The organism is Chitinophaga agrisoli, from assembly GCF_008386695.1.
Lineage (GTDB): Bacteria > Bacteroidota > Bacteroidia > Chitinophagales > Chitinophagaceae > Chitinophaga > Chitinophaga agrisoli.
Window position 1 is genome coordinate 2203303 of the sequence record NZ_VUOC01000004.1, and the last position, 25376, is coordinate 2228678.

A 25376-nucleotide genomic window follows, 5' to 3' on the forward strand; every position below is an offset into this window, starting at 1 on the left:
ATTTGTAATTAGCACACCCCGTTCACGAACAGGCAAAACCTTCCCACAAGGCCTAAAAGGCCCTGCTCCAATAAGTCTTATTTACTGTGGGAGAGTCCGGCTTTCTTAGCCGGGGTGTTTCATTAATGACAATGCAAAATTATTCATTACCGGGATTGATGTGACCAGAGTATACAATAGGTTAGTGGTAACATTTTGGTTAGTATTCTTACACCGTCTTCCCTTCCTTCCCAAACTCCTTTCTTATCCCTGCCATCACATCCTTCTGCAGCACAACAGTACTCCCTCTTTTCAACGCCATCAAACAACTATACCTGCTAATATTAATAATTGCGCCGCCGGCCATCTCATGTTTCTTCGCTATCTCCTCCAGGTTAAGCTTATCCTCCAGCTGTACATTTGGCGGAAATGCCTGTTGCCACAGCCGCAAACGCTGCTCAGGCCCCGGCATGGCAAAATAGATCATGGATTGAAAACGGCGGCCAAATGCTTCATCGATATTGGCTTTGAGGTTGGTGGCCAGTACGATCATACCGGGAAAATCCTCGATACGCTGCAGCAGATAAGCTACTTCCTGGTTGGCATAGCGGTCGTTGGAAGAAGAGGTTTGGGTACGTTTACCAAACAGTGCATCTGCTTCATCAAAGAACAGGATCCACTGTTGGTTGGCAGCGCGGTCAAATACCTGCGCCAGGTTCTTTTCTGTTTCGCCTATGAATTTGGATACGATCATGGACAGGTCTATGCGGTAAACATCCATGCCAAAGGATTTACCCAGCAGGCAGGCGGTCATGGATTTACCGGTACCGGGCGGGCCATAGAACAGGCTGCGGTAGCCGGGTTTTATCTTACGGTGCATGCCCCAGTCGTTCATAAGGGTATCGCCGTGCTCGATCCAGGCGCGGATCTCCTCTACCTCTTCCATGGTATGGTCATCCAGCACCAGATCGCTCCATTCCTGGTTGGTCTGGATGCGTTTGGCGGGAAAGCTGATGCTATAGTCTGGTTTATGCGCGGTGCCCATTGTAAAATAACTCAGATATTCGGGGTACAGGTTGATGGTACCGCTCAATAAGGGCTCATCCGCATGGGCGGGTGTGAGCTTTAAGATGGAATGTTTGGCAAAGAAATGATCCGGGCTAAACAGCTCTATCAGCCGGAAGCGTTGTTCCAGGCTGTTGGCGGATAACAGGAAAGCGGCGGTTTCGCCTGTGGGCAGGAACCCTCCATGGTGCTGGCCTTTTATCCCGCCAAACTCTGTGAAGCCGCGGTCATAGGTAGCGTTCTTGGTAAAGAACACATCCAGCAATTGCGGACAGATATGCGGCAGCAGCGCCAGCAGCACCACTACGCGCTCCATCATGTTCATGTTGTAATGCTGCAGTATCTTGGCATATACGGCATCATGGGCGTTCAGGGCCGGCGGTTCCGGAATTTCCGCCACTACGGTTTCGCTGCCCTGTGCAGCAAAATACTGTTTCATGCGCAGCTCCGTTAGCTGCTGAAACCACACCAGTTCCCGGTGCAGGATATCTGCATTCTCCTTTATCATGCGTAGATCCATTCTGTGAGTAACATCTTCTCCATCCATGCGGCTTTGATCATGCCCAGGCCCCAGGGCATGGTTTGCATGATCACGTCATATCCGCGCGTTTCCACGCGCAGATGCCAAGCCTCCTCTGTTTCATGCAGGGCGCCGTCCCTGATCAGGAACGAGCCACGGAAGCCTTCTATAGAGGTATTCTTCATCTTATCCCATTGTTGTATGACCGCATTCAACAGGCCGGTGGCCAATTGCTTCTCTGCATCCGTGAGCACAATATCCAGGGGCACCGGTTCTTCCAGCGGTATGCTGCACAGTACCTTATTCAGCACCAGCTCATGCTCCGGCGGGTTCTCCTGTCCGGTGACGGTATACTGCAGAAAATGTACCGCCCTGTATTTGGCGTCCTGGCTCGTGAACTGCCCGCCTTGTGTATAACCCAAATGCTGAAAGCCCGTGGCTAAGAACGGATGCAGTACTACCAGGCCCGCATTGGCCACATAGATCGTTTCCGGCGCGGGCTTTTTGATCTCTTTCCAGTCCTGGCGCTCTGGCAGCGCCAGCGGATCTTCTTCCCCCGGCCGCCTGCGCCTGACCGGCAGCAGACCGGCTTCGTTTATATTGCGCGTTGTAGCAGCTTGTTCCGCAGACTGCACGGGATTCGTTTCCGTGGCTGTCTGGTCTGGTGCCGGATGTAATTGACCACTCGTCAGCAAGCTTTCTACATCTTTTTCATACAAGGCGTCCCTTACTTCCTCCTGCCGGGTATGCGCCTGCGCATACTGCGCCGCCTGCTCCTGCAAAGCAGGTAAAATATTACGCAGGTGAAGATACGATGAAGCAGCCGCCTCCTGTTTCATCTCCGCCAAACGTCCCGTTAGCCGTTGTATACCGGTATGGCCATTGGCCGCCATAAATGCCAGGAAACGTTGTGCATATTCACGGGCGTTGTGCAGGGTAAAATGCCCGGCCAGCAACAGGATATGGAACTGGCGGAATAATACCCGCACCTGCTCCCTTTCCTGGCTGTCCGTGATCACAAGGTCCAGCAGCTGCTGCAGCTCTTTCAATGCGGAGGTAGCCGGGTGTCCCCAGCCTATATCTATATCCTGCATCATCTCCAGGAAAGTAGCGTCGTCCAGTTGTTGTGCGGCATGTTGTACCAGCACTGTATGTTGAAATACTTTTTTATAGAAGGATGATCGCTCCTGCCGGCTTTGCTGCTGGTAATACTGTATGGCCTCCCGGAAGCCGGCTATAGGACGGTGTATGCTCGCGCCGGCAGTTTCCTGCAATAACAGCAGGCTATCCTGCAGTGCATATTTCTCCAGGCTTTGCCGCAGCTGTATCTCCTGTATGCCAGCCGGTGTGGCAAACAGGTTGTACACCTGCATACGCGCGCTTACCGGCCCATTGCTGCTGCTGAAAAGATGGGATAATACAGCAGGCTTCTCGCGGTACAGCACCCATACCGCCTGTTTCAGCAACTCATGCATTACAGCGGTGCTCACAACGCCCAGGTGATCCGGCAGTTCCTGCCGGTCCAGATAATAGCTCACCAGCTGTACGGCCTGTTCCAGCCAGTGCTGCTGTTCTGAAAAAGGCGTCAGGGTTTCGTACTGGCGCAGCCGGTGCAATAAGCGGGAGGCGGCGGCAGGTAAACTGCTGCGTTGTGTGGCGGGCAACACTACCGGCGCGGTGGCTGCTACTTCTTCCCACAAACCATCGCGTACGATCATGGTGCCGGATGCCGGCGGTGTGATCGCCTGCTCCATCCAACCTGCCAGCAGTTCGCGGATGGGCGCCGGGGTGGCGCCCGTAAGCTGCCATAGCTCAAACAGGCGGTTAAGCGTCACCGGCACAGCCTCCACAGCGGCGGCTACGCCTGGCAATACTTCGCGGTTATTAACATATAACCATTCCAGCATCTTTACCGCCAGCCAGCTGGTTTCCTGTGCACTGAGCACGCCTGCCTCCGCGGGCAAATGGCCCGTGCGAAGATAGGCCCGCAGCCATTCCATCACCGTGCGGCCGGTGGCGGCCATCTCTGTTACATTCGTGGGCACAATACCTTTACGCACCAGCAGCAGTAAGGGATGGTAACCTGCAGCAGCAGCCGGCTCCCATTCCCTGCTCATTATATGGGAAACGGCTTCCCATTCTGTTTCCCGGCTGTTCATCAGCTTCTGCAGGTGATCGGCCAGCCAGTCATGGCCGGACGTAGACTTTACAGCCGGCAAACTATGTTTCATCAGCAGCAACAGGCTGCCGGGTATAATATGTATGTCTTCAGACCATAACAGGATGGCCGCATCTATGAACGCAGCTAATGTTAGCGACATATAACCGCTGCCCGCCCAGGTTTGCCATAAGGCTTTCTTCAGCGGCAATTGCAACCCTGTGCCTGTACCGGGCGCTATGCTGGCGCTAATGTGCTGCAGCAAGGCGTATACGCTCTCATATACCTCCTGCGCCGCCGGTGGCAAACCCGCCATATGTGCTATACGGAAGAACACCGGCGCTTCTATGCCGGTAATAAACCGCTCCATAGCGGCGGGCGCAGTACCAGCATATTTAAATACCGCAACCGCCTGCTCCGGCCACTGCTCTATTAATTGCAGCAACAGGCTGTTGAGCGAAAAATGCGCATAACCGCTGCCCCACCAGGGCACGCTGCCATAAATAAGGCGGTACAGCAGGATATCCCGTAACTGTTGTTGTTCAGATGAAGCGCCGGTTAACAACGCTACGCCTTCCGGCTGGCCGCCGGCTGTATCAAAAAATGGCAGTAACAGCGCATCCGGCGCTGCATCCAAACCAGCGGAAGATAAGGACAATGATGCGCTAATGATCTCCACCCAGCGCTTCCAGGCAGTCTGCTGCCGTAATACAGTGGTCAGTAACCGTTGTAAAGGCGAAGCGGCCTCCCTGGCCAGCGCGCGCACCTGCATATATAGTACCGTTAGCGATACCGGCGGCGCCCACCAGGGAAAGGATCCATGTTCCAGGTAATACCGGAGGATAGCGATCTGCTCCTCCGTAGTCTCCGCAGCGGTAATACCCTGCTGGTCTGTGCTGCGGCGCTGATAACGGCGGGTAGCGCCGGATGCTGGCAGCCCCGCGCTTTCCTCGTACAGGGTACGTATAAAAGCGCCCACGCTGCTTTCCTTCACTTGCTGTGCATAGAAATTCAGCGCGTCGTAAAAAAGTTGGAGTAATTGTTCGTACGATATATTAAAATGCCGCGCCAGCTGTGATAGCTGACTGCGCACAAATTGTTTGCGGTTAAATTGCGAGCTGCTTTCCGTTACCAGGTAGGTAAGCACAAACAGCCATACTGCTCTCTCCAGCGTAGTGCCTTCTGTTTGCACTATCTGCCGCTGCTGCTGTACCTGCAGCACTTCTTTGCTGTAGGCAAATATAAAAGCGGCTTCCGCGGGCTCCAGCACCTGTACGATCTGCTGCAGGGCTTTTACGGAGAACTGCCAGGCGATACGTTTACGTACATACTCCGCCTGCGCTATGCGCCGCAAAAAAGCGGCCAGCCTATCGGGGGCAGCGGCGGCCAGCTGTAGCAGCGGTTGTTCCGGCTCCGCGCGCTCCGCGGCGGTGGCCCACCAGGGTAATGAACCGGTAAGCAGGTAATGATGCAACCAGTCCAGCAACCGGTCATCCCCGTGTTTTACGTTCACCGGGCCGCTAAGCTGGTATTGCTGGCCGGATACGCTGCTGTTCAATACGCCGGTCAACGCTTTTTCCAGCGCGTCCATTAGCCGTACGGGCAGCTCCTGCTCCAGGTCCTTTAGCTGTATACGCCCCAGGTCTAGCTCCAGCCGGTCCAGTACAGCGATCATGTTCTCCGGTACCATCCGCTCCAGCAGCTGCTCTGTATCTGTAGCAAGCCGTTGCCGGAACAGCTCACTAATGCGGTTCTGCAGGCTATACGCCCTGGCCCTTGTGTCGAACTGCACATCAAAGGCATAATGCCGGATAATATGGTAGGCGCTGCTCATCGGTCAAAATAATGATCGGCTGCCAGTAAGCTCACCAGCTCGCCGGCGGGGAACTGTGCATCCTGCCTGTTTTGCAGCTCCTGCAACCATTGCCGGTAGTGCTCCTCAAACCTGCGCATAGCGGAAATGCCCAGCCATTTAAACTGTATATGGAACTGTACGGGGGTATGCTCGCGGATCAGCGATACTGCAAAGGTCCGGAACTCCTCCAGCTGGAAACGCGCCGGCCAGGAAGGCAGCACGATCGAGAGCCCAAAACGGTAAAAATCTTCCCGCAGCAGTTTGCCGTAGTCATGTTTTACATAATATTCAAAGTATCCCTGCTTTTCAGCCGCTTCGTCCTGCAGGGAGGCTAACTGTTCTTCCCTTTCTTCAAAGGTATACCAGTAAGGATGTTCGCGCAGCACCTGGCCATTCCTGTCGTAGAGGCGGTACCCAAACCGGCGCTCTGTAAAGCGGGGTTTCAGCAGCTGATGCTCTACCAGGTAAAACCCTTCCGCGTCCGTGCTTAGCTTTTTTAAGTAGCTGATCATATCCTTTAGCGCATGATCAGCCGCTTCCCGGGTATTGGTACGGATCACTTCACGCCATACTTCATTAGGGTTTTGTTGATATATTACCAGGTGATGGCGGTGCTGCTCGTCAAATACAATACGGTAATTGGCCGTATCCAGCCCCCGGCGCAGGAAAGACACCGGCTGACTGCCAAACTCGTATTTCACGGGCGGCAGTTCGGTGGGCGTTTCCGGCAGGTCCTGCACGGCTACTTTCAGCACTTCGTCTTTCACTTCATAATCTTTTACCTGCCACTGGTACACCTGGTCCGCCCAGGTGTTGGTCGTTACCTTCATTTCGTCCGTATCAAATACGGCGCTCAGCCATTTACGCTTTTCGTCCGGTATATACAGCAGCTTATACAGCCATTTTTCATAACCGGATAATTCGCCGCTGCCAAAAATATCGTCGTTATAGTTATAGGTCCTTAAACGGTGCGCGGTCAGCTGCTCTGCATGCAACAGTACATCCGCTTTCCATAACAGCTCCCGGCTCAGGCGTTGCGGGGCGCCTTTGGCATTATATACATGTTCATACAGGGTAACAGGGTATTTCATCAGCACCAGGTTAAAACGCGCCAGCAGGTGGTCGAGCACCTGGTGCTTACGCTCCTGGAAGATCTTATCCGTTTCCAGCTCCTCCCGTAATGATCTCATATAAGCATTACCGGTATCCGCGGTAAATGTATCCCAATCCAGCGGCCCTTGTCCCATGCCTGCGGTAAAGGCTTTTATCAGGTGCTGCACATTGGGCACATCATACAGCCCTTGCACGGCATAGGTAAAGGCTTTTTCCGGGTCTGTTACCGGGGCAAAGAAATTACCAATGCTGCCCAGCTGCGCCAGGTAGTTGGCCAGCAGCTGTTCAAAGAACAGCAGATAACCTTTTAGCTGCCTTGCCTGCGCCTTACGCTTCTCAGAGGACTCTGCATCCACCCCATGCTCTCCTATGCCATAAATGGCCGGAAAATGGCGTTGCAGGGAATGATACCAGCTAATATTGCGATAGGCTGCCTTTAACGGCGGATGCTCATCGCCGGCCTGCTGGCCTACAAACTGCCGCCGGCCAATGATCTTCATTTTCTGGTAAGCATTCCAGAAGGCAATGTCCTTTAAACGGTATTCGTATTTATCGCTAATGATCTTAATATCGTTCTGCGTACTGCGTACCTGGAAAAGCGGGTACCGCATTTTCTCCAGCGTCATGGGCCGGCCGGTGAACTCACCGTCTGCGCCGGCTATGTATAATGATTTTACTTTTATCACCCCAGCCACCTGCGATACGGATTTCACCAGCTCTGCCGGGTCTACCATATCTACGCGTGGCCGCAGGTCTTCATCTATAATAAATCCTTTCTTTAGTAAAGGGCCGCTGTAAATATCCTCTACGGCATACCCTTTGCTCTTGAGCTCTGCCTCTGTAAAGAACCGTACCGGCGGGTGCATTACAAATTCAAAAGCGTTGCAGATGCGCGCCATCAGCTCCTGTGCATCATAGCGGCTATCTACTACCAGCTCTGCTTTTATAAATATTTCCTCCGGTTTCAGCACCAGTATCTCTTCTATATCTTCGCCCAGGTTACGGTTCAGCTTCAGCGTGCGCTCCACTTTCTCCACTATCGGTAACAGGGTATCTTTATCTGCCAGCACAGCGTCTACCATAGTGTCCACTATCTGCAGGAATACCCGGTATACGCCTTTGGTGCTGCCATATTGCTCCAGGGATTGTATGGGCTCTATCCACACGTTCTCTACCTCTTCTATCTCATCCAGCAGCAGTTTACGGTAATCGTTAACGGTTACCGGGCAGGTGCTCAGGATAGCGGCCTTGGCAAAAAAAGCATGCTGCAGCGGGTCTATATTCCCGTGTTTATCTGCCAGTATTTCATCAATGGGGAATGCGGTACGGTAGGCCAGGTCTGTAATGGCAAAACATAGCTGCTCCAGTATCGTTACGCCGGGGTCGTGCAGGTTATAATCCGTCCAGATCTTGCCGGATAGTTCCTGCACCTGCGCAATGGCTTCCTTCCGCAATTGCTCGTAGTCAAATGCAGGCAGCCGGGCGGGATGCCGCTCTATAACAACTGGTTTCTGTGCAGCCATGGTCTAATGTTTATTGTTCATCGTCCGTTCTTGTAGTAATAATCATCCGTCATAAACAGCTCGTCTGCCCACAGGCGGGTAATATGGTAGAAGATCTCCACGCCCTGTCCATAGTTGCTGTTGGTACGGATCTGCAGCTGGTAGCTATGTGTGCGGCCACTCCAGCGCAGCTTGATCTTATTCCAGAAAAACCCGTGGTAAGAGCAGGTTTGCCGGATCTTATTAAACGGGCTGGCAAATGCGCTAAGGGCATAAGCATGCGTAATGGCATGGCGGCCTGCATGTTTAAGACCGGTACGGGCCATCACCTCAAAAGCCTGGCAGTTATCCAGGTCTTCCAGTATAGGATGCCATTTACCGTCTGCCAGCACGCGGCCGGTTTTAAAAGTGCCCATCCGTCCTTCCATCCCCACAAATCCATTTACATCCATCCGGAAATTAGGATCGCATTTTTTGCCAACACCCAGCTTTCCATCCATATGGAAGAAAAAGCTGCTGGCGTCTACTTCCTGTGGGTCTGTAGCGCCGTTATTAGGTTGCAGGCGCAAACCGGGCGATTCCTGCTCGTCCTTGGCCACCTGGAAAAAAGGCTGCAGCTCATTGGCCGCCTTGTAAAAAGACACCAGGTTTTTGGAAGCGCCCAGGGCCGCTATACGCAAACCGTTCTCCTCATCCCTGGAAAAACCATCTTCCTGTTTGTTGATGGTAGAGTCTATCAGGTAGCCAAAATGGCTCTCCGTGGGCATCTTACCATTCCGGAAATATTGTTTGAGCTCTTCGCGCCCATATACTTTATTATTCTGTTTGGCACTCATAATGCACAGGATTTTATTTTGGTTGAATGGTGATCGTGAGCCTTTCCTCATCCAGCGGATCTGCGGGCGCCGTTGGGTCGCCTACCTTATCTTTCCCTACCAGCAGCTCCGTGCTTACCTGCAACCCGTCAATACCCAACGCAGCAGCCTGTTCGTACAACGGCGTTTCCAACACGGTAATAAGGTGCTCCTGCACGGGGATCAATACGCCCTCGGGTATGGAAGGGCTTATGAAAGCCACTTCCTCCATGGCGGTATCCAGCGCCCTGGAGTTTACCGCGCCGCTGCGGGGGTCACGTTCTGTAAAGAAATGCACCAGCGAAAAGCTGGTCACATAATCCACATAGGGCAGGCGGTTAATAAAATTCAACATCTCCGATGTATACAACACGCTGCCTACCTTAAAATTATGCACGGCGTCAAACAGCCAGGGGCACAGATAATGTTTAATGTCTTCATGCAGTTTCTGCAGGTACAGGTTATCATTATAATCGTCCATGCCGGCAAACCGCACCTTACATACCACTTTCACCCGCTCATAGACCGGGTTCCGTATTTCTGCTTTTACAAAGGGAGAGATAGCGCGTTGTATAAATCCTTGTATCCGGTACAGTGTGGCCAGGTCCACTTTGGGCTCCAGTGTGTTGTACTGTCCGCCTGCTTTGGGCGGGGCCGGCACCACCACAATACTTACATCCGGCTGTTCCGGCATATGCCGCAGCCGGCTGTCATCAATACACAGGCTTTTTACGATCAGCAGTTCCGGGAACTCCTGCAATAATACCTGTGCTATATCCACGCCCAGCATTGGCCGCTGCTTATGCCGCAGGCGCTCGCTTACGCGGGTGTAATACTCCGTTTCTGTTTCCTGGGGGCGCCCGCCAAAAGAAGCAAAGGGCTGCCATACCTGTTGTATGCTCTTATTATCTGTTTTGAACTTCTTGATGGAAAAAGGCGCTATGGACAGCGTCTCATCCAGCGATTGCCCGTCATCCGTTACCAGTCTTTCTGCTACCACCGCATTCGGAAAAATGCCTATCACCCGCGGATTATTACCCGTAGGATCAACGGCAGATGATATGCGGATCCAGTACAGCGCGGGGTCCAGCATGGTATTGCCATTACGCACGCCAGAGGGTACCCGGATCTTAATGATGCCGCTCTTTAGCAGGTTATTGGTATCGTCAGATAACAGTTGTGTCCTTTCAAACGGTATCCACTGGTTGTTATCCAGGTAACTCCATTTCAAAGGCGTAACACCGCCGGCTGCCGCGCTATAGTGTTTTTCTTCCAGCTGGAACAGCAGCGACAGCTCTTCATTGGGATATAACTTATCGAAGCCGATACTGAGATTGGCCATATCCGGCGCTACAGGCAGCAGGGGAAAAGAGTTGCTGCCAGTTGCCGGATAGATCTTCCGGTTGCCGGATGGCATGGCATGGAACACATCCAGCCCATCCCCGTCTGCTTCGTCCTTCACAATACGCAGCGCTTCCATATGCTCCAGCGTATAGTTGATGGAAATGGACTGCAGCATGGGCGAATAAGGCATATTGGGCACCTGCTTCTTCTTCTTTGGCAACCATCCCTTTTGTGCATTATACATCACCACCTCCGGGAACACCTGCCCAAACAGGCGGTGACCAAAGGCTTCCGCCGGGGCAGCCAGCTCCAGCCGCACGCCCCCTTCCTTGAATATAGATACGTCCGGCGCCCATTCAGCGCTCATGAGCATATCATTGGTAAAGGAGAGTTTGTCAAAGTCCACGTTCTGTAACACGGTAACATCAGACAAGTAACTGTTGCCCTCCTTATCTATTACGGTACGGAATAACGGCAGCAGCTGCTGCTTGCTTCTTTCCGGTGAGTAGCGCCCGTTACCCAGGCCGCTGATGCCTACCTTAAAGGCCGTATTATCTAACCCGGCCTCATAAGCCTCATAATAAGCATTAAAGCCATTGATGTCACGGGGCAGGTTCAGCCATTCCAGCTGTATAGTAAAGTCCTGGGTAAAACGGTTAAAGATATTGCTGTTCTTTATGTCCAGGTAAGCGCCTACATAAGGCTGGGGGCCAAAGATCAGGAAAGACTGATCCTGGTTCAGCGGCCCTATATTGTTCTGCAGCTTAAAATATTTATGCCCTGTCACTTTCACCTTCACATGCACCCGCTCCAGTAACAGGCCACGCAGGAATGAATACGGATGATGGAAGCTGGCATTATTCAGCAGCACTTTCAGTAAAGGCAAAGCGGAGCTAATGCTATCGCCATGCACCTTGCTGTCAAAATTGGTCCAGCCTTTATCCCTGGCGTCCAGCACAAAATTGATATCAATACAGTGATCCGTATTGCTGTCTATATTACTGTTAACGCTAAAGGAGCCGATGGGGTCCCAGCCCTTCTCCGTGGTATAGTACAGCAGGAATGCGCCGGATAATAATTGTGTGAGCAATACAGACTCATTGCGGCCGGTTACCGCTACAAAGTTCTTTACATACTCCACAAACACGGCAAAGGTATCCGGCTCAAAGAACAGCTTTATCTGGAATGCCCGGTTGCCATCATGCAGGTACATCACCGGCGAGCCGATGATAAAACCCATATCCGTATCCATCATGGTACGGCGGGAGGGCGACAGATCATGCTGATCCTCTCCCAGCACCGGCCAGGGTTTGATCACTGTGCTCTCCTTCTCATAATCCGCGGCGGGTATTACCGGCGGTATAGCCAGGTAAGCCTGCGCTTCGCGGATATCCCGGGCGCCGCCGGGCGGCGCGGTGATCTGCAGGTAATCGCTCACGAACAGCGTATGCTGCGACATGATCTTTACATTGTGCACCTTCACATTATCCAGCAATGTATATAACAACGGCTCTTTACGTGCAGGCGTATTGGCCAGCAGCAACTGCCCCTTTTCTATAGTAAAAGTATGCGCTAGCGGCGCCGCCTCCAGGAACAGATGCACCCGGTCTGGCGTGGCCTTTAAAGGCTCCAGGCCCAGCACCTGGCGGTAGTAAAAATCCAGATGCCTTTTGGGCAGGCGGTTGGCCAACTGCTGCAGGTGCCCATAAAGCTCAATAAATGTAAGGATCAGGCCCATATGCGGGCTATGCTGCATATCCTTTAGCTCATTCTTCAGGTAGTAGGGAGCGGAGCTGGTGATCTGGTAGAACTTGGAGCGTAACGTATCATAGATGGCGTTCAGCGAAAAGAACCCTTCAAACACCTCCGTTCCCTCGCCGGGGTTCTCAAAAGCGCGGGTATACAGCTGCCGCAGGGCCTGCGTCATTTCCAGCGGGCGCAGGCGGTGGCCATGCAGCGCTACCTGCCGCGGGAACAGTTGCATTACCTGGTACTCAAAACGGTGCAGGCGGATCATATCATCCTCCAGCGTGCCCATTACCTGCTCCAGGTAAGTCCAGATGCGGTAGGTCTTATCAGATTGCTGCAGCTTGCGCAGCGTATCCATCAGCACCATACCCAGCCGGTATAACAGCAGGAACAGCTCACGGGTATGCTCAAATAAGGTATCGTCGCCGGTAGCGTTGTGCAGGTCCTCACGGATGCGCAGGAACGCGGCTTCGAAGGGGCTAAAATCCAATGCCCCGGCAGTGATCAGCATCACGACCAGGTCTGCATGAAAGAACTCTTCCCAGTTGCCGTTGATACGATTCTGAAAATCGTAATAATTAAACTGGGAAGACAGGTGGGTGAGTAATTGTAATAATTCCTGCGGCGATCTTTCATCCACTTTCACATAGTCCGGCGCCAGGGCTTCGAGTTGCCTCTCCAGCTGGCTGATGCCGTCCTGAATATGTTCAAAGAAATTACTCATCCGCCGCTTATGTTGGTGCCTTCCAGGTAGTAGAAGGGATATACCATGTTGTGTCTTGTGTTAGTAGCAATAATGCTGTAATTGATCTGCATGTACAGGGCGCCTTTTTCCTGGCTGCGGTCTATCACATCAGCGTCAATAAAACGCACGCGCGGCTCATATTGCAGCAGCGCATGGTAGATGATATGATTCAGCTCGCTGATCATCGCAGAGTCCACAATCTCAAATACCAGCTGTTTTATATCGCAGCCAAAATCCGGTTGCATCAGGCGCTCGCCCGGCAGTGTGCTGAGTATGATACGGATGCTCTCCTCGATATCCGCTACATCAGACACCATCAGCACGCTGGCGTCCAGTTTATCAAAGGAAGGGGGAAAGCTCCAGCCCGTTCCTAAAAATGATTGTATCTCTTTTGCCATTAAATTATCCTCCTATCAATACAGTGGGAAAACCCAGCACAATAGTGCCGCCATGCGCCGTGGTATCGCCCATACGCGCGGCAGGGCGCCCGCCTATGAAAACGGTGGCAGAGCCTTTTACGATAGCGTCCGGCGGGCCTACGCACACGGCCATATCGCCCAAACAGGCGGCCGGCAGTTTACCTATCAGCACATTGGGCATACCCGGGCCTATTACCGGACCGCCTACATGTGGTATAGGCGGCAAACCGGGCGTCACCATTGGACAGGTATGCATATCTGTTATTCTTGCAGCGGGTTGACCCATAAAATCTTAATTAGTAATTAATTAATCATCACCGTAGCGCCCATGATCGTCATCACGCCTCCGGAAGAAAGCGTGGCGGAACTGGCGCCGGTGGCAGAAAGCGCCGCGGTGGCGGATTGGTTGATGTTCATACCGTTCACCGCCACATTGGCCGGCGAGGTAACGGTTACGCCTCCTGTGCCGTTCAATGTGATGCTGCCTGTAGCTTTGATCATCACATTGGCCGCGCTGGTGATCTCCACCCCGGAGGCCGATGTTTTGATACTGTTCGAGTTCATATCTTTTATTTCTATACTCATGCCCGTATCGTCCATCGTAATGGAGTTGCCGCCGGGCGTGGCTATCGTGATGATCTTGTTCGTTTCATCGAACGTGATCTTCATCTTGCTTTTGGTATACAGGCCTTTATTGGCATTGGTATTATCCGCCGGCGTAATGGGCGGCGTTTTGCCTTTGCTGAAAAGGCTGCCCAGGATCACGGGAAAACGGGGGTCGCTCTCTACAAAACCTATCACCACCTCATCCCCTACTTCCGGGTAAAATACGTTGCCTGATCCGGCGGTGGCGTAATAGCTGGCCATCCGTGCCCAGGTGCCCGTTTGCCCGTCTGCGGTAGAGCCCATCTTTACCTGCACCCGGTATTCGGCGTTGGGGTCAGATGAGATGCTTACCACCTCGCCCAGCTGCAGGCCATGTATGGCGGGCAGCTGGCCATTGGCGGGCTCGTAGGAGAATTGCTCCCGCTGGTAGATAGGCGTGCTGTCCAGCCCAAATTTGCAGGTGGTCTCCCACTCCCCATCCTTCAGCATATGGGTAACAGCCGTTATATAGGCGCTGCCATCAAAACGGGCGCCTACGCCGGATAATTCCAGGATGGTGTTGGGCGCGGCGCTGGCATTGCCCATAAAGGAAACCTTTCCCCGTATAGCCTGCAGGCGCATACGCAATAAGGTGCTGTCTGCCCAGGTTTTCAGCTCCGCCGTTGTTAAGGGGGAGTTGGATACCAGGGTAAGCGCAGTTTGCGATAGTTTAGTGCCCAGGGTTTTAGCAGTCAGGTTTCCCTGCTCGCTCAGCGTGGGCTCCGTACCGCTGGATTCCAGCAGCGCGAGGGTCTGCGGGTCCCATGCCTTGGCTGTCAGCGATTCTGCCTGTCGCTCCGCGCTCATCTCCGCCTGGAAGCTGTTCATAGACTGTCCAAAACCTACCGTTAACACGGCAGCACCGGACATGGCCGGCGGGGCCACCGTTACGGCGTCATCCCCCAGCGTTACCAGGTAACCATTGAACTCTGCGCGCGCCAGTAAAAAATCCCAGTCCGTGGCAAACTTCTGGAACATGGTCTCATACGTATCGCTGGTGGCGGTCACCGTAGCGCTCAAGCCATAGTTGCCTATCAGGGTTGACATGACAGCGCTGTCCAGCTGGTTCATGAATACCGCATCCTTTTTATTGATGGTCATCTTAACCGCCTTATGCTTGCAGGTGATGGTGAGCGTAAAAGTGCCGTTCTCCCTGGCCTGTATGGCCTGTTTTACGATGATGCCGGAAAAGATCTGCGTACCCGGAGTAACGCCATAACCGGCGGTTACCACAATGGCAGCGCCGGGCACAAAATTATCGCTCTCACTGGCCGGAAAATCGCCTATAACGCCGTCTTCCGTTTCCGTGGTAGTGCCATCCAGCAGCACCAGCTCTGCCCAGGAGATCCGGTTGATCTCATGATGCACCTGTATAGATACCAGCTGGAACTGGTCCTGTATGGCAGTTCCGTTAGCGGTGACAGTTACGCGTAACGTAGGATCCTGTACGTTAGTTGGGATAATTCCAGGCATTGGATTATTGCTTTAATGGCGGAAAATACAACTCATCGCCGGGTTTTATATCATGTATACTGTTTAAGCCATTGATCCTGGCCACTTCCATATAATGCACAGATTCGCCGTAGATGCGGTACGTCATCAACGGTAACGTATCTCCGGCTTTTACTGTGCGTATATGCGTAAGGTCCGGCGAGCTGGCCTGCGCCTCCTGCACCTTTGTTTCAAAGGGCACGGATTCTGACAGGCTCAGTTTGATGAGCGCCCGCAGGGCGGAGCCATCCGGTTTAAACAGGGTGTACTTAACGGTTATATTCTTGCACACGCCCCGGAAAATAGATTTTCCCCAGGTAATGCGCAGGTAATTAGGCCGGTGCTGAGTGCCCTGGTAGCTGTATACTACGCTCTTTACCTTTTGCACATAGGCGTCTACGGTGGGCTGACTGGAAGGCAGGGGCACAATGCCGGTGCCATCCGCCAGCAGCTCCAGCTCAAAATCGCCGGAGTCCATGCGGGAAAAGATCTGCGTAGGCCCGGGCTGCCCCAGGGTCTTGGAGTCCATATAAGCTATATTATAGCTTAGGGTATAGGTCTCCGGGTTGATAACGGCATTCACCTGGCCCACCAGGTTAGAGGTGGCCTTGGGATCTGAATACCCTTTTATCATTAGTTTAACAAGCGAGCCCGCGGATGATGTGGATGGATTAGCCATATTTTACCTGGTTGATAAAAACTCCCTGTTAGCGGTCAGATTATCCATACACTCACGTACGATCTTTTCCTTCAGCGCCTGCAGCTCTTTGCTGCTGATGCCGTTCACGGCCGCTTTGGGCGCCTGTTCATCAATGGTCACTTTAATGACCAGCTCACGTATCTCTAAAGGCATAACTTACAGTGTTTGCTCAAAATATTCAAAGGCCAGCTCCAGTGATTCCACTACCACGTTATTATCCGTTGACTTAAGGTCGTTTATCTTGAGCCCTACCGGATAAGCGTTCTGGAACTTCCAGGTGGCCAGGATACTGCCATCGCCATCCAGGAGGTTCAGCGTTACCTGCGCTGGCGTAAAGGTGAATTGCGTAAGGCTCGTCCTTACCCATTGGGTCAGTTGCGAGCCTATGAGCATACCACGCCGCAGCACAAGGTTCTCATATTTAGGAGGAGTGGGCAACCGGCGTATAAACCGGTTCTCCCCCCCCTCCTTTATTTCCATGGGTGTTATCTTCACGGAAAGACCACTTACTTCCTGGAAACTTCCTTCATTAGCCCCGGTAAACCCGTCCACGATCACACCAAAGTGGAACGCAACGGGCGGGAAAGGAGGAAGCGCAGCGGTTGTTTGGCCTGGTGGCATATCACATTAATGTTTTAAGCCGTTAGGATTTTAAAGCGGGCTCTATGATGGTCAGGCCTTCATGCGCTACTTCCATTGTTTCAATGGCAGCCTCGTTGGCGTCTGATTTCATATCTGTTACCTGCAGTTTCACCGGGAAAGCATTCAGCAAAGACCAGCTCATGGCCACTGCGCCGGTTTCATCCAGCAGGCTGATGGTAACGCTGGCGCGTTTGATGGTATTCATCTTGATACCTGCGTCGCCTGCATACATCTTCCACAGGGTAGCATCGTTCTGGAACGTGCCTTTCTTGAAAGTGATGTTGCCAAATTTCTTGATACCCGGCATTTTCACTGTAGAATAAGTGAGGCTGCTGCCGCCACGGTATTCAATGATCTGTGTTTCTGAGGAAAGGCCGCTTACTTCCTGGAATATGATCTCGGTTCCGTCCCATTGAACTTTGAACGCGAATTTAACTAAGGGCCATATATTGGCTGACTGGCCTGAGCCATCGGTTTTCAAATCTGCCATGATAGTATTTTATTAAGGTTTTAAGGAAAAAGAACAAACCACCGTCCATTAAGACTGTTGCATTTGCTGCTGGAATGTGATCACGATAAACTCCGCAGGGCGTGTTAACGCTACTTTCACGGTTACCAGCATCTTACCATCCAGGATATCCTGCGGCGTCATAGTGGCGCCTAAGCCAACCTGTACATCAAATGCGGCGCCGGGTGCTGCGCCTGCCAATGCGCCCTGTTTCCAGAGGTTTTCCAGGAATGCGCTGATCATGGTCTTCAGGGAGATCCAGGTAGCGGCATCATTGGGCTCAAATACATAAGTACGGGTAGCCAGCTTAACGGACTGCTCGATCATGATAAGCGTACGCCTTACGTTGATATAACGCCAGTCCTGGCTGTTGCCGTCCAGCGTGCGGGCGCCCCATACCAGCGTACCTACGCCCGGGAAAGGACGGATCACGTTGATGGACTTACCGCCGATGATATCTACGTTCAGGCTTTGCTGTTCTTCATGGGAGATGTTCACCGCCGGTGCATTCACCATGCTTACAGATACGTTAGCCGGCGCTTTCCATACACCGCGGGAAGCGTCTACCATTGTATAAAGACCAGCCATAGCGGCGCTGGCAGGCAGCTCGTTCATATTGGCGCGCAGCTCTTCCAGGATGTGCACATAGGTAGGGCTGGCAGCCTTCAGGGATTGATGATAGTTCTTTTTGGCGCTATCATCCGGGGTAGCATTGGCTTTATATTTCCCTACGATCACGGCGGCGGCAGGTTCCGGCAGCAGTGTGGCCAGGTCGATGGAAGCGTCCAGGTTCTCGAAGCTTACTTCGTCCGGCTGTACTACAGCGGTCTTCAGCCAGGGATAATAGGCGGCGCCATAGTTCAGGAAGTTGATCCCTATTTTGTCGCGGAAAGCGGTCACCACCTCATCGGTAGTATTGGCGGGCAGTTGTTTCACCAGGTCAAAGATGCCAAAACGGCTCTGCATAGCAGCGCAATGGTTCAGCACCTGTGTGTAGATAGTGGTGTAACAATCTTCTCCCAGCGCAATCGCATCCGGGATCACGATCAGGGTAGGCTCCGGTTCTTTTTCCAGGATCTCGAATACATTGGGCTTGCTGTCAGAGCCAATGATATCGTCTGCCGCAATATCAAAACCATCCGGTGTAGCGCCATAGGTGCCTACTGCCAGGATGTAGCAAACGCTGCCGCCGTTGGCGAAGAACAAGCGGATGCTGCTGTACATGTAAGCAGTGTTCTTGTCATTCAGCTTTACGATGGTAGGTTTACCATTGATGTTAAAGGTCTCCTGTTTCACCTTGGGATCGGGATCACCCAGGGAGTATTTAGGTTTAAACCCGCTGCCAAAGTTTTCTAAGTACTCGGCAAAAGAAGTGATCCTGGTAGGTTTGTGTACCAGGGATTTACCGTTCCGTTCTGCTTTCTGCGTATAGCCAATGAAAACGGGAACGGCGGTAGCCACGGCGGTAATCGAACTTGGGAAGGCGTTCTTTTCCTCAATGTATACCCCGGGGGTCATGAGTGTTGAAGGCATATTGAATGGATTTTGAGCGTTTAGTATAAAAATATTTCAGAGTAATCATTCCTGTCCTTATATAATGCGGCAGCTGCATTGGAGATCCTGCTAATGTCCGGGGCCGGTAATGCGGAGATGATCACCTTGTAACGGTCCTCTTCAAACGCGGAATAGTCCACCAGCTGAAACACGGGCGGAGCTGCAGTTGCCAGGGGCAACGGGCTCACGGAGATAAACACCGGCACCAGGCCCGTATTGGGCAGGGATACCTGTACAGCCGGCTCAAAAGCGCCGCTGCCGTTCGTACTGATCACTGCCGGCCGGGCCAGGGCCCGCAATCCGTCGCTCATCAGGAAATAACACCAACGTGTAGCTCTGGCCTGGAAACGGATATCATAGGATGGCTGCAGGTCTTTATCCAGCTGCAATACAATACGGCCAAAAGGTTTGGTCAACGGCCTTTCCTGCAGTACGGATACGTGCTGCAGGTCCAAAGCGCTGACATAACTATCCCAGTGCAGCACGCCGGGCGCTGCCTGTGGATCATTGCTGAAAAAAAAGAAATTGTCTGCCACGGCTACCGCATCCATCTGTGTATAATTATAGAACAGCTGGTCGGTGAGCGCCAGGTCAAACGACAGGCAAACAGGGTCCTTTAGCAGGGTTTCCCTGCTACGGTTATTACCGGCACGCGTTGTTTCATACAACAGCAGGAAGCCATCCCGCAGCGGTTTTACCAGTAAACCGTTCTGCAGCAGACATTTTGTTGTAGGTGCAGGCACACTGACCTTTAATCCTTCAAAGCCGGGCCTTGTAAAAAACGTATGACGGTAATAGACGGCGGTTAAGATCTCATACTTCACTGCATTAAATTCGTCATGGTGTTAGCTAGCTATACAGTTCCCATGTTGCCGGTGGCATCCGACACACCAGGCCTGTACTCCTTAATAATAGAATCATCAAATGAGAGCATACGCACCTTGTACACTACGGAGGGCATGTATTTAGCGCCCAGTGTGGTCCATATGTTATTCAGCTTGTCTGCTCCGGGACTTTCCATTTCAACGATCAGTTTTCCGATACGTTTATCCATACCCGGGGTATTAGCCCGCGTGAAAACATTCTTTGACTGGAAATAGGCAACTACAAAAGAGATGAAACGAAGCGCCTCCGGGTAGTTACCACTACTGAAGTACGCGGAAAATAACACGTAGAGATTAATATTAACAGCTGCGGCGGTATTCGGCATAGTCACGCCGGCTGCAGCGCCTGTCGCGCCTTTACCGATCGTGTCTTTTTCAACATTCAACAATGTGACAACAATCTTATTCTCACCCTGTATAGCCACAGAACCATCCTGGTTCATGATGCCGGATAAGATCACTTTTTCCTCGTTCGTCTGAAGATTCCTCTTAAAGTTGTTATTAATCTCTTCTGTAATGCAGACTAAGGTCTCATAGATCATCCAAATTTAAATTTCTGCCAATAGGCAGATAGGTAAGGTACTTTTGTTAAGTTTACGTTGTAATTGGTTATTTTGAGTACTGAGAAAAAAGACAAGGTTGCAGCAAGTAAAAGGACAGTAACTGCCACCCTATCGGGCCACAATATAGTTGGTTGAAAAATAATTTAAAAGTTTTTCTTTAAAATTTAATTCTCTATTTTTTATATAATTAGACCTATGAGTCCCCTCAAAATGTTAGTGGGGTGCCTATGCATGATTGTCCTGCTGCACCTGTGCATACCTGATACCTATGGTCAGCTGAAAATGCCTGACAAGATAAGCGCGCCCAAGATGCCTAAGGTGAGTGCCCCTAAGGTGAGCGCGCCTAAACTGCCTGCAGATACCGCGGTAAAAGCCAAACTTATACAGCGTATACTAAGCGTATTCCAGTTCAGGAAAAACGCCCGGGCAAAGGAACAGGAAAGGGTGGTGGCCATCATCAACCAGATCCTCTCCGACTCCCTGGTGGTAACCTCGCGTGATATACAGGCGCTCAATGAGCAATTATCCAAAGCAGAGAATCAACATTTTGATTCCTTAAAATCCATGCTGGAAGCGCTGGCCGCAGAACAACAGGCTGCGCCGCCGGAGAAAGAGCCGGAGCCCGCAAAGGAGCCGGAGCCGGCCCCCGCGCCCGCGCCTACACAACAGGAAAGCGACCTGGACGCCCTGGTGAATAAGATGGTGCCCATCCTCCAGCAGAATGAAGACATGGCCCCGGCCGAAAAAGCAAAAGCAGAAAAACTAAAACAGATCAGGGAGGTGTACGGCAGAAGCAGTAACCGGGTGGACACCCTCCGCGAAGACTCCGTAGATATACTCTATACCCTTAAGCTTACACAGAAAGTAAACATTACCGGTATACAGCCGCTAACGATGGATGCCCAGTCTGCCCGCTATAACTATAGCGCGCTCTCCAGCATGGGCCTGTTGGGCTGCACCATCAACGGCCGCACCGGCCGCCTGTACAGAAGCTTTAACATGGATAGCCTGCATGCCGTACAGGCAGCGCACAAAGCAGGCTGTAATGTACAACTTATCATATCCGACAACGATAGTCTTAACATCTCCGCGCTGCTGCAACAACCGGATGTACAGCTGCTGCTGGCAGACACCCTGGCCAGCGTACTGCATGAGCTGCAGGGCAATGGCGTGATCATTTATTTCCGCCAGGTGAAACAGGAGCAGCGCGCTGCCCTCAGCAATTTTATTAACACACTCTCCGGCCATCTGCGCACGTACCAGGCCAACTACTCCGTGAACATAGTGATCCCCTCCTTTGACCGGCAGCAGGTGTACGACCTGCCGGCCATGAACCAGGCGGTTAGTTTTTTCCTGGTTGATTTTACACAAGTGAACAGTAAAGTGGCCGGCCCGCTTACCCCGCTCAAAGGCGGCAGCCCGGCGCTGTCCATCTCCGGCACTATGTCCCGCTACCTTTACCTGTCAAAGGATATCCCATCCTCCAAATACATATTGATGATGCCCAACTATGGGGCGGTGTGGAGCAAAAGCCTCAGCGGCGGCCCGGATGTGTTTAAGGGTTATATCAGCTACAGCGATATCATGAATAAGTATGCAGACGATTCGCTGATGTATGATGAAACAGAAGAATCTGCCCTTATTGAAATAAAGAACAGCGATGGCGATGTAACGGGAGAGATCTGGTTCGATGACTGCACTACCCTGGCCCCCAAATATGACTATATCCTCGACAACGGCCTGGGTGGCCTGGCCATCTGGACCCTGGGCGCAGATGATGGTTATGGCGATCTGTGGGATGAGTTGACCTATAAATTTGTGACCATAGATACGGTATACCAGAAATCAGTGCCCATTGTACCGGAAACCTTCTGGACAAGGGTCATGCGGGAGCTTACCGCCTATAAGGAAATGTTCCAGAACCCCTGTTCTGTAAAAGCCTCCGACTATGAAGGCGATGTATATTTCAAATACGCCGCCTGGATCTTTTTGATCCTGGTGATACTTACCGCGGTATTATATATACTGGGCGTACGCAATTATGGCGATGACTGGAAATGGAAAAAGCTGGCATTGATCGCGCTCATCGTACTAACATGCCTATTAGTGATCACCGGGGCCATGGCCATCTTCCTTAACAAACAACTGCCATGGCTGGGTATTTCTGATGAACCGGGTAAATGTCACAGCATACCGCTGAACACTATACTCACCATCCTGGGCGGTGGTTTTATCATCGGGCTCGTATCTACCCGGTTCCTGATCCTGCCACTGCTTAAAAGGGATGAGATCCCTTAACCGATCAGGGCCTCCACTTCGGAAATATCGTAGGCGGGTTGTCCGCCGGAACGGGACGCCACCAGCGCGCCGGTAGCATTGGCAAATGCCAGGCAATGCTCCGGCGAGCGGCCTTGTATCAGGCTGCTCAGGAAACCTGCCAGGAAAGCATCGCCACTGCCAATGGTGTCCGCCACCTGGATCTTAAACCCGGGATGTGTAAAGAATTGCCCATGCATGTACAGCATGGCGCCTTCCCCACCCATGGTAACTATAATAACAGGTATATTATATTCCTTAGAGATGGCCTGCACTTTGTCTTTTTTTGTCTGGAACTCGCCGGACCAGCTGCTGATCAGCTCCAGCTCCGCAGCATTCAGCTTTAGTATATCACAACGCTGCATGAACTTTACCAGCTGTTCCTGTGTAAAATGCGGCGGCCGCAGGTTAACATCCAACACCTTCTTTATACCGGATTGTAACAACTTATCAAGTGTAGCGGCCGTTACTTCGTCCCGCGCGGCCAGGGTGCCAAACACCATATAACCAGCCTGCTGCAAAAGCCCTTCCAGGGCGGGCTGCCATTCAATAAAATCCCAGGCTACCGGGTAAACAAAGGTATACTCCACATCATGGTCGCTGATCGGCTGCGCCAGCACGCTGCCCGTGGGATGCGTGGTATCCTGCTGCACATACGCAGTTGAAAGATGGTTATCGCGCAATAGTGATAGCAGGCCCCTGCCATGATCATCATTGCCCACCCGGGAGATAACAGCCACCTGTTGTCCCAGTTTTTGCAGATGGTAAGCGGCATTTACCGGCGCGCCGCCGGGCAGCTCCTTATCAGGGAGCACATCCCATAACATTTCGCCAAAACATATGATGTTAAACATAGACATGAAGATAGGAAAACAAATTATTAACATCATAATGTAATACGGTACCAATAAATGGCAGTAATTTTGTGCCTCTACACTTTTTGTATCACTCCAAAAATTACCCATCATGACCACACAACAAATGACAATGACCACCCAGCAAATTGCCGACCGCCTGGTAGAGCTTTGCCGTAAAGGTGATTTTGAGACCGCGCAAAAGGAATTGTATGCAGAGGATGTTGTTAGCATTGAACCGGAAGCCACACCTCAGTTTGAGAAGGAAACAAAAGGCCTGCAGGCCATCCTGGAAAAAGGGGAGAAATTTCAATCCATGGTTGAGGAAATGCACGGTGGCAGCGTTACTGACCCGGTAGTAGCTGATAACAGCTTTGCCATGGTATTGATGATGGATGTTACCATGAAAGAAATGGGCCGTATGAAGATGTCTGAATTATGCGTGTACAAGGTAAAGGATGGCAAAGTGATCTCAGAAGAGTTCTTTATGTAAGAGACCTCCCACCAGCAAACAAAAAGGATGCGCCTATAGCGGCAAAGCTACAGGCTCATCCTTTTCTATTTTTAGCCGTTGCGGCTGCGCATCCTTCACATATAATACGGCGATAGCGGCGCATAACATACACACACCCGCCAGGGTCAATGCATATATAGCCTTGCCGTTAAAAAGATGTTTTACAATAAGACCGCCAAACAAGCCATTTACGATCTGCGGAAAAGTTATAAAGAAATTGAAGATCCCCATATACACCCCCATCTTTTTTACAGGCAGCACGCTTGATAACATGGCATACGGCATAGAAAGGATGCTGGCCCATGCCAGCCCAATACCCACCATGGGGTAAATGAGCATACCGGGGGTATGGATAAAATAGATCCAGATAAGGCTCAGACCGCCCAGCGTTAGAGAAATAGCGTGTGTGATCTTGCGGCTGGTCAACCGTACCAATGCAGGCAGGCATAATGCATAGATAGCAGATACGCCATTATATACACCAAACAATACGCCTACCTGGTTGCCGGCGTCCGCAAATCTTTCTGAAGACGTATCCCCTGGTAATACATTATATACATGCTGCGCAATAGCCGGCGTGGTAAATACCCACATGGAGAACAGCGCAAACCAGGAAAAGAACTGCACCAGCCCTAAGCGCCGCATAGCGGCCGGCATGGCAGAGAAATCCTTAAAGATGGCGCTTAAACCTTTAGGGGCGGACGTTGTCTCCGCCTCCGCGGGCGTAAAACGCGCATGCTCTTCCGGGGAGTACTCCCGGGTAGTGACCACCGTCCACACAATAGCCCCCACCAGCACCGCAGCGCCTATGTAAAAAGAGTAGATCACATTATCCGGCACCTGGCCGGCAGGCGCAGTTTTGGAGATGCCGCCATATTCCGCCAACAGGTAAGGCAACCAGGAACCGGCTACGGCCCCTACGCCGATCAGGAAGGTCTGTACACAGAACCCGGTACTCCGCTGCGCATCCGGCAGGTTATCCGCCACCAGCGCGCGGAATGGCTCCATGGCTACGTTTATGGAAGCGTCCATGATCATGAGCATACCGGCGCCTATTAATATGGGCGGCAACACGGCCGTGATCACGCCCGCATTGGGCAACAGCATCAATGCTAAAGCAGCCGCCAGCGCGCCAAACAGGAAATAAGGTTTGCGCCGTCCTAACCGGTTCCAGGTACGGTCGCTATAATGGCCGATGATAGGTTGCACGATCATACCCGTCAGCGGCGCGGCCAGCCAGAAAAGCGACAGGTGCTCCACATCCGCGCCAAAGGTCTGCAGGATGCGGGACGCATTGCCATTCTGCAGGGCAAATCCAAACTGGATGCCCAGGAAGCCAACGCTCATATTCCAGATCTGCCGGAGGTTCATCTTCGGCTTTAGCGCAGTCGCCATCATGATA

The 25376-nt window shown here is 52.1% G+C and carries 19 protein-coding genes; 2 read left to right on the top strand and 17 right to left on the bottom strand.

Features of this window, described 5'->3' with window-relative positions:
- Positions 1-208: 208 nt before the first annotated feature.
- The 15 genes from F0L74_RS27845 to F0L74_RS27910 all read right to left on the bottom strand — a co-directional run bounded on the left by F0L74_RS27845 (position 209) and on the right by F0L74_RS27910 (position 20269).
- Complete coding sequence (locus F0L74_RS27845) at positions 209-1552, bottom strand: ATP-binding protein (protein ID WP_246197831.1); 1344 nt, start codon at positions 1550-1552, stop codon at positions 209-211.
- The gene (locus tag F0L74_RS27850; RefSeq protein WP_149841173.1) at positions 1549-5556 is read right to left on the bottom strand and encodes a contractile injection system tape measure protein; all 4008 of its coding nucleotides are present in this window, start codon (positions 5554-5556) and stop codon (positions 1549-1551) included. Before F0L74_RS27850 ends, F0L74_RS27845 begins: the two co-directional genes overlap by 4 nt.
- Complete coding sequence (locus tag F0L74_RS27855) at positions 5553-8213, bottom strand: baseplate wedge protein (protein ID WP_149841174.1); 2661 nt, start codon at positions 8211-8213, stop codon at positions 5553-5555. The genes F0L74_RS27850 and F0L74_RS27855 overlap by 4 nt, the downstream gene beginning before the upstream one ends.
- Positions 8214-8230: 17 nt before the next feature.
- The gene (locus F0L74_RS27860; protein ID WP_149841175.1) at positions 8231-9028 is read right to left on the bottom strand and encodes a hypothetical protein; all 798 of its coding nucleotides are present in this window, start codon (positions 9026-9028) and stop codon (positions 8231-8233) included.
- Positions 9029-9041: 13 nt separating this feature from the next.
- Entirely contained in the window at positions 9042-12863 is a 3822-nt protein-coding gene (locus F0L74_RS27865) for a baseplate J/gp47 family protein (RefSeq protein ID WP_149841176.1), read from the bottom strand.
- Positions 12860-13282, bottom strand: coding sequence for a GPW/gp25 family protein (locus tag F0L74_RS27870; protein ID WP_149841177.1), 423 nt, complete (start codon positions 13280-13282; stop codon positions 12860-12862). The genes F0L74_RS27865 and F0L74_RS27870 overlap by 4 nt, the downstream gene beginning before the upstream one ends.
- A gap of 4 nt (positions 13283-13286) precedes the next feature.
- Positions 13287-13559, bottom strand: a complete 273-nt coding sequence (locus F0L74_RS27875; protein ID WP_246197832.1) for a PAAR domain-containing protein — start codon at positions 13557-13559, stop codon at positions 13287-13289.
- Positions 13560-13606: 47 nt separating this feature from the next.
- On the bottom strand, positions 13607-15421 hold the full coding sequence (gene vgrG, locus F0L74_RS27880) for a type VI secretion system tip protein VgrG (protein ID WP_149841179.1): 1815 nt from the start codon (positions 15419-15421) through the stop codon (positions 13607-13609).
- 4 nt (positions 15422-15425) lie between these two features.
- Positions 15426-16118 (bottom strand): CIS tube protein, encoded by a 693-nt coding sequence (locus F0L74_RS27885; RefSeq protein ID WP_149841180.1) that lies wholly within the window; start codon positions 16116-16118, stop codon positions 15426-15428.
- Between the two features lie 3 nt (positions 16119-16121).
- Positions 16122-16292 carry a DUF5908 family protein gene (locus F0L74_RS33405; RefSeq protein ID WP_188316203.1) on the bottom strand — a complete coding sequence of 57 codons (171 nt, stop codon included), beginning with the start codon at positions 16290-16292 and terminating at the stop codon, positions 16122-16124.
- Positions 16293-16295: 3 nt separating this feature from the next.
- Complete coding sequence (locus F0L74_RS27890; protein ID WP_149841181.1) at positions 16296-16760, bottom strand: phage tail protein; 465 nt, start codon at positions 16758-16760, stop codon at positions 16296-16298.
- 22 nt (positions 16761-16782) lie between these two features.
- Entirely contained in the window at positions 16783-17271 is a 489-nt protein-coding gene (locus F0L74_RS27895) for a phage tail protein (RefSeq protein WP_149841182.1), read from the bottom strand.
- Between the two features lie 48 nt (positions 17272-17319).
- A complete protein-coding gene (locus F0L74_RS27900; protein WP_149841183.1) occupies positions 17320-18822 on the bottom strand; it encodes a phage tail sheath family protein in 1503 nt (500 codons plus the stop codon).
- Positions 18823-18842: 20 nt separating this feature from the next.
- Entirely contained in the window at positions 18843-19586 is a 744-nt protein-coding gene (locus tag F0L74_RS27905) for a hypothetical protein (RefSeq protein WP_149841184.1), read from the bottom strand.
- A gap of 110 nt (positions 19587-19696) precedes the next feature.
- Complete coding sequence (locus F0L74_RS27910; RefSeq protein ID WP_149841185.1) at positions 19697-20269, bottom strand: Pvc16 family protein; 573 nt, start codon at positions 20267-20269, stop codon at positions 19697-19699.
- 252 nt (positions 20270-20521) lie between these two features.
- On the opposite strand from F0L74_RS27910, the gene F0L74_RS27915 reads away from it, so the two are divergent.
- Positions 20522-22588 carry a glycoside hydrolase family 18 protein gene (locus F0L74_RS27915; RefSeq protein WP_188316204.1) on the top strand — a complete coding sequence of 689 codons (2067 nt, stop codon included), beginning with the start codon at positions 20522-20524 and terminating at the stop codon, positions 22586-22588.
- Here F0L74_RS27915 and F0L74_RS27920 read toward each other — a convergent pair.
- Positions 22585-23460 carry a carbohydrate kinase family protein gene (locus F0L74_RS27920; RefSeq protein ID WP_246197833.1) on the bottom strand — a complete coding sequence of 292 codons (876 nt, stop codon included), beginning with the start codon at positions 23458-23460 and terminating at the stop codon, positions 22585-22587. The genes F0L74_RS27915 and F0L74_RS27920 overlap by 4 nt on opposite strands.
- 112 nt (positions 23461-23572) lie before the next feature.
- Between F0L74_RS27920 and F0L74_RS27925 the strand changes: the two genes are divergently transcribed.
- The gene (locus F0L74_RS27925) at positions 23573-23953 is read left to right on the top strand and encodes a SnoaL-like domain-containing protein (RefSeq protein ID WP_246197834.1); all 381 of its coding nucleotides are present in this window, start codon (positions 23573-23575) and stop codon (positions 23951-23953) included.
- Positions 23954-23986: 33 nt separating this feature from the next.
- Here F0L74_RS27925 and F0L74_RS27930 read toward each other — a convergent pair whose 3' ends face one another.
- The gene (locus F0L74_RS27930) at positions 23987-25372 is read right to left on the bottom strand and encodes an MFS transporter (protein WP_246197835.1); all 1386 of its coding nucleotides are present in this window, start codon (positions 25370-25372) and stop codon (positions 23987-23989) included.
- Positions 25373-25376 lie beyond the last annotated feature (4 nt).

Excerpts from the sequence above, each read along its gene's own strand:
- F0L74_RS27845 (WP_246197831.1), bottom strand. The coding sequence starts at position 1,552 with ATGATAAAGGAGAATGCAGATATCCTGCACCGGGAACTGGTGTGGTTT.
- F0L74_RS27850 (WP_149841173.1), bottom strand. The coding sequence starts at position 5,556 with ATGAGCAGCGCCTACCATATTATCCGGCATTATGCCTTTGATGTGCAG.
- F0L74_RS27855 (WP_149841174.1), bottom strand. The coding sequence starts at position 8,213 with ATGGCTGCACAGAAACCAGTTGTTATAGAGCGGCATCCCGCCCGGCTG.
- F0L74_RS27860 (WP_149841175.1), bottom strand. The coding sequence starts at position 9,028 with ATGAGTGCCAAACAGAATAATAAAGTATATGGGCGCGAAGAGCTCAAA.
- F0L74_RS27865 (WP_149841176.1), bottom strand. The coding sequence starts at position 12,863 with ATGAGTAATTTCTTTGAACATATTCAGGACGGCATCAGCCAGCTGGAG.
- F0L74_RS27870 (WP_149841177.1), bottom strand. The coding sequence starts at position 13,282 with ATGGCAAAAGAGATACAATCATTTTTAGGAACGGGCTGGAGCTTTCCC.
- F0L74_RS27875 (WP_246197832.1), bottom strand. The coding sequence starts at position 13,559 with ATGCATACCTGTCCAATGGTGACGCCCGGTTTGCCGCCTATACCACAT.
- vgrG (WP_149841179.1), bottom strand. The coding sequence starts at position 15,421 with ATGCCTGGAATTATCCCAACTAACGTACAGGATCCTACGTTACGCGTA.
- F0L74_RS27885 (WP_149841180.1), bottom strand. The coding sequence starts at position 16,118 with ATGGCTAATCCATCCACATCATCCGCGGGCTCGCTTGTTAAACTAATG.
- F0L74_RS33405 (WP_188316203.1), bottom strand. The coding sequence starts at position 16,292 with ATGCCTTTAGAGATACGTGAGCTGGTCATTAAAGTGACCATTGATGAA.
- F0L74_RS27890 (WP_149841181.1), bottom strand. The coding sequence starts at position 16,760 with ATGCCACCAGGCCAAACAACCGCTGCGCTTCCTCCTTTCCCGCCCGTT.
- F0L74_RS27895 (WP_149841182.1), bottom strand. The coding sequence starts at position 17,271 with ATGGCAGATTTGAAAACCGATGGCTCAGGCCAGTCAGCCAATATATGG.
- F0L74_RS27900 (WP_149841183.1), bottom strand. The coding sequence starts at position 18,822 with ATGCCTTCAACACTCATGACCCCCGGGGTATACATTGAGGAAAAGAAC.
- F0L74_RS27910 (WP_149841185.1), bottom strand. The coding sequence starts at position 20,269 with ATGATCTATGAGACCTTAGTCTGCATTACAGAAGAGATTAATAACAAC.
- F0L74_RS27915 (WP_188316204.1), top strand. The coding sequence starts at position 20,522 with ATGATTGTCCTGCTGCACCTGTGCATACCTGATACCTATGGTCAGCTG.
- F0L74_RS27920 (WP_246197833.1), bottom strand. The coding sequence starts at position 23,460 with ATGTTTAACATCATATGTTTTGGCGAAATGTTATGGGATGTGCTCCCT.
- F0L74_RS27925 (WP_246197834.1), top strand. The coding sequence starts at position 23,573 with ATGACCACACAACAAATGACAATGACCACCCAGCAAATTGCCGACCGC.
- F0L74_RS27930 (WP_246197835.1), bottom strand. The coding sequence starts at position 25,372 with ATGATGGCGACTGCGCTAAAGCCGAAGATGAACCTCCGGCAGATCTGG.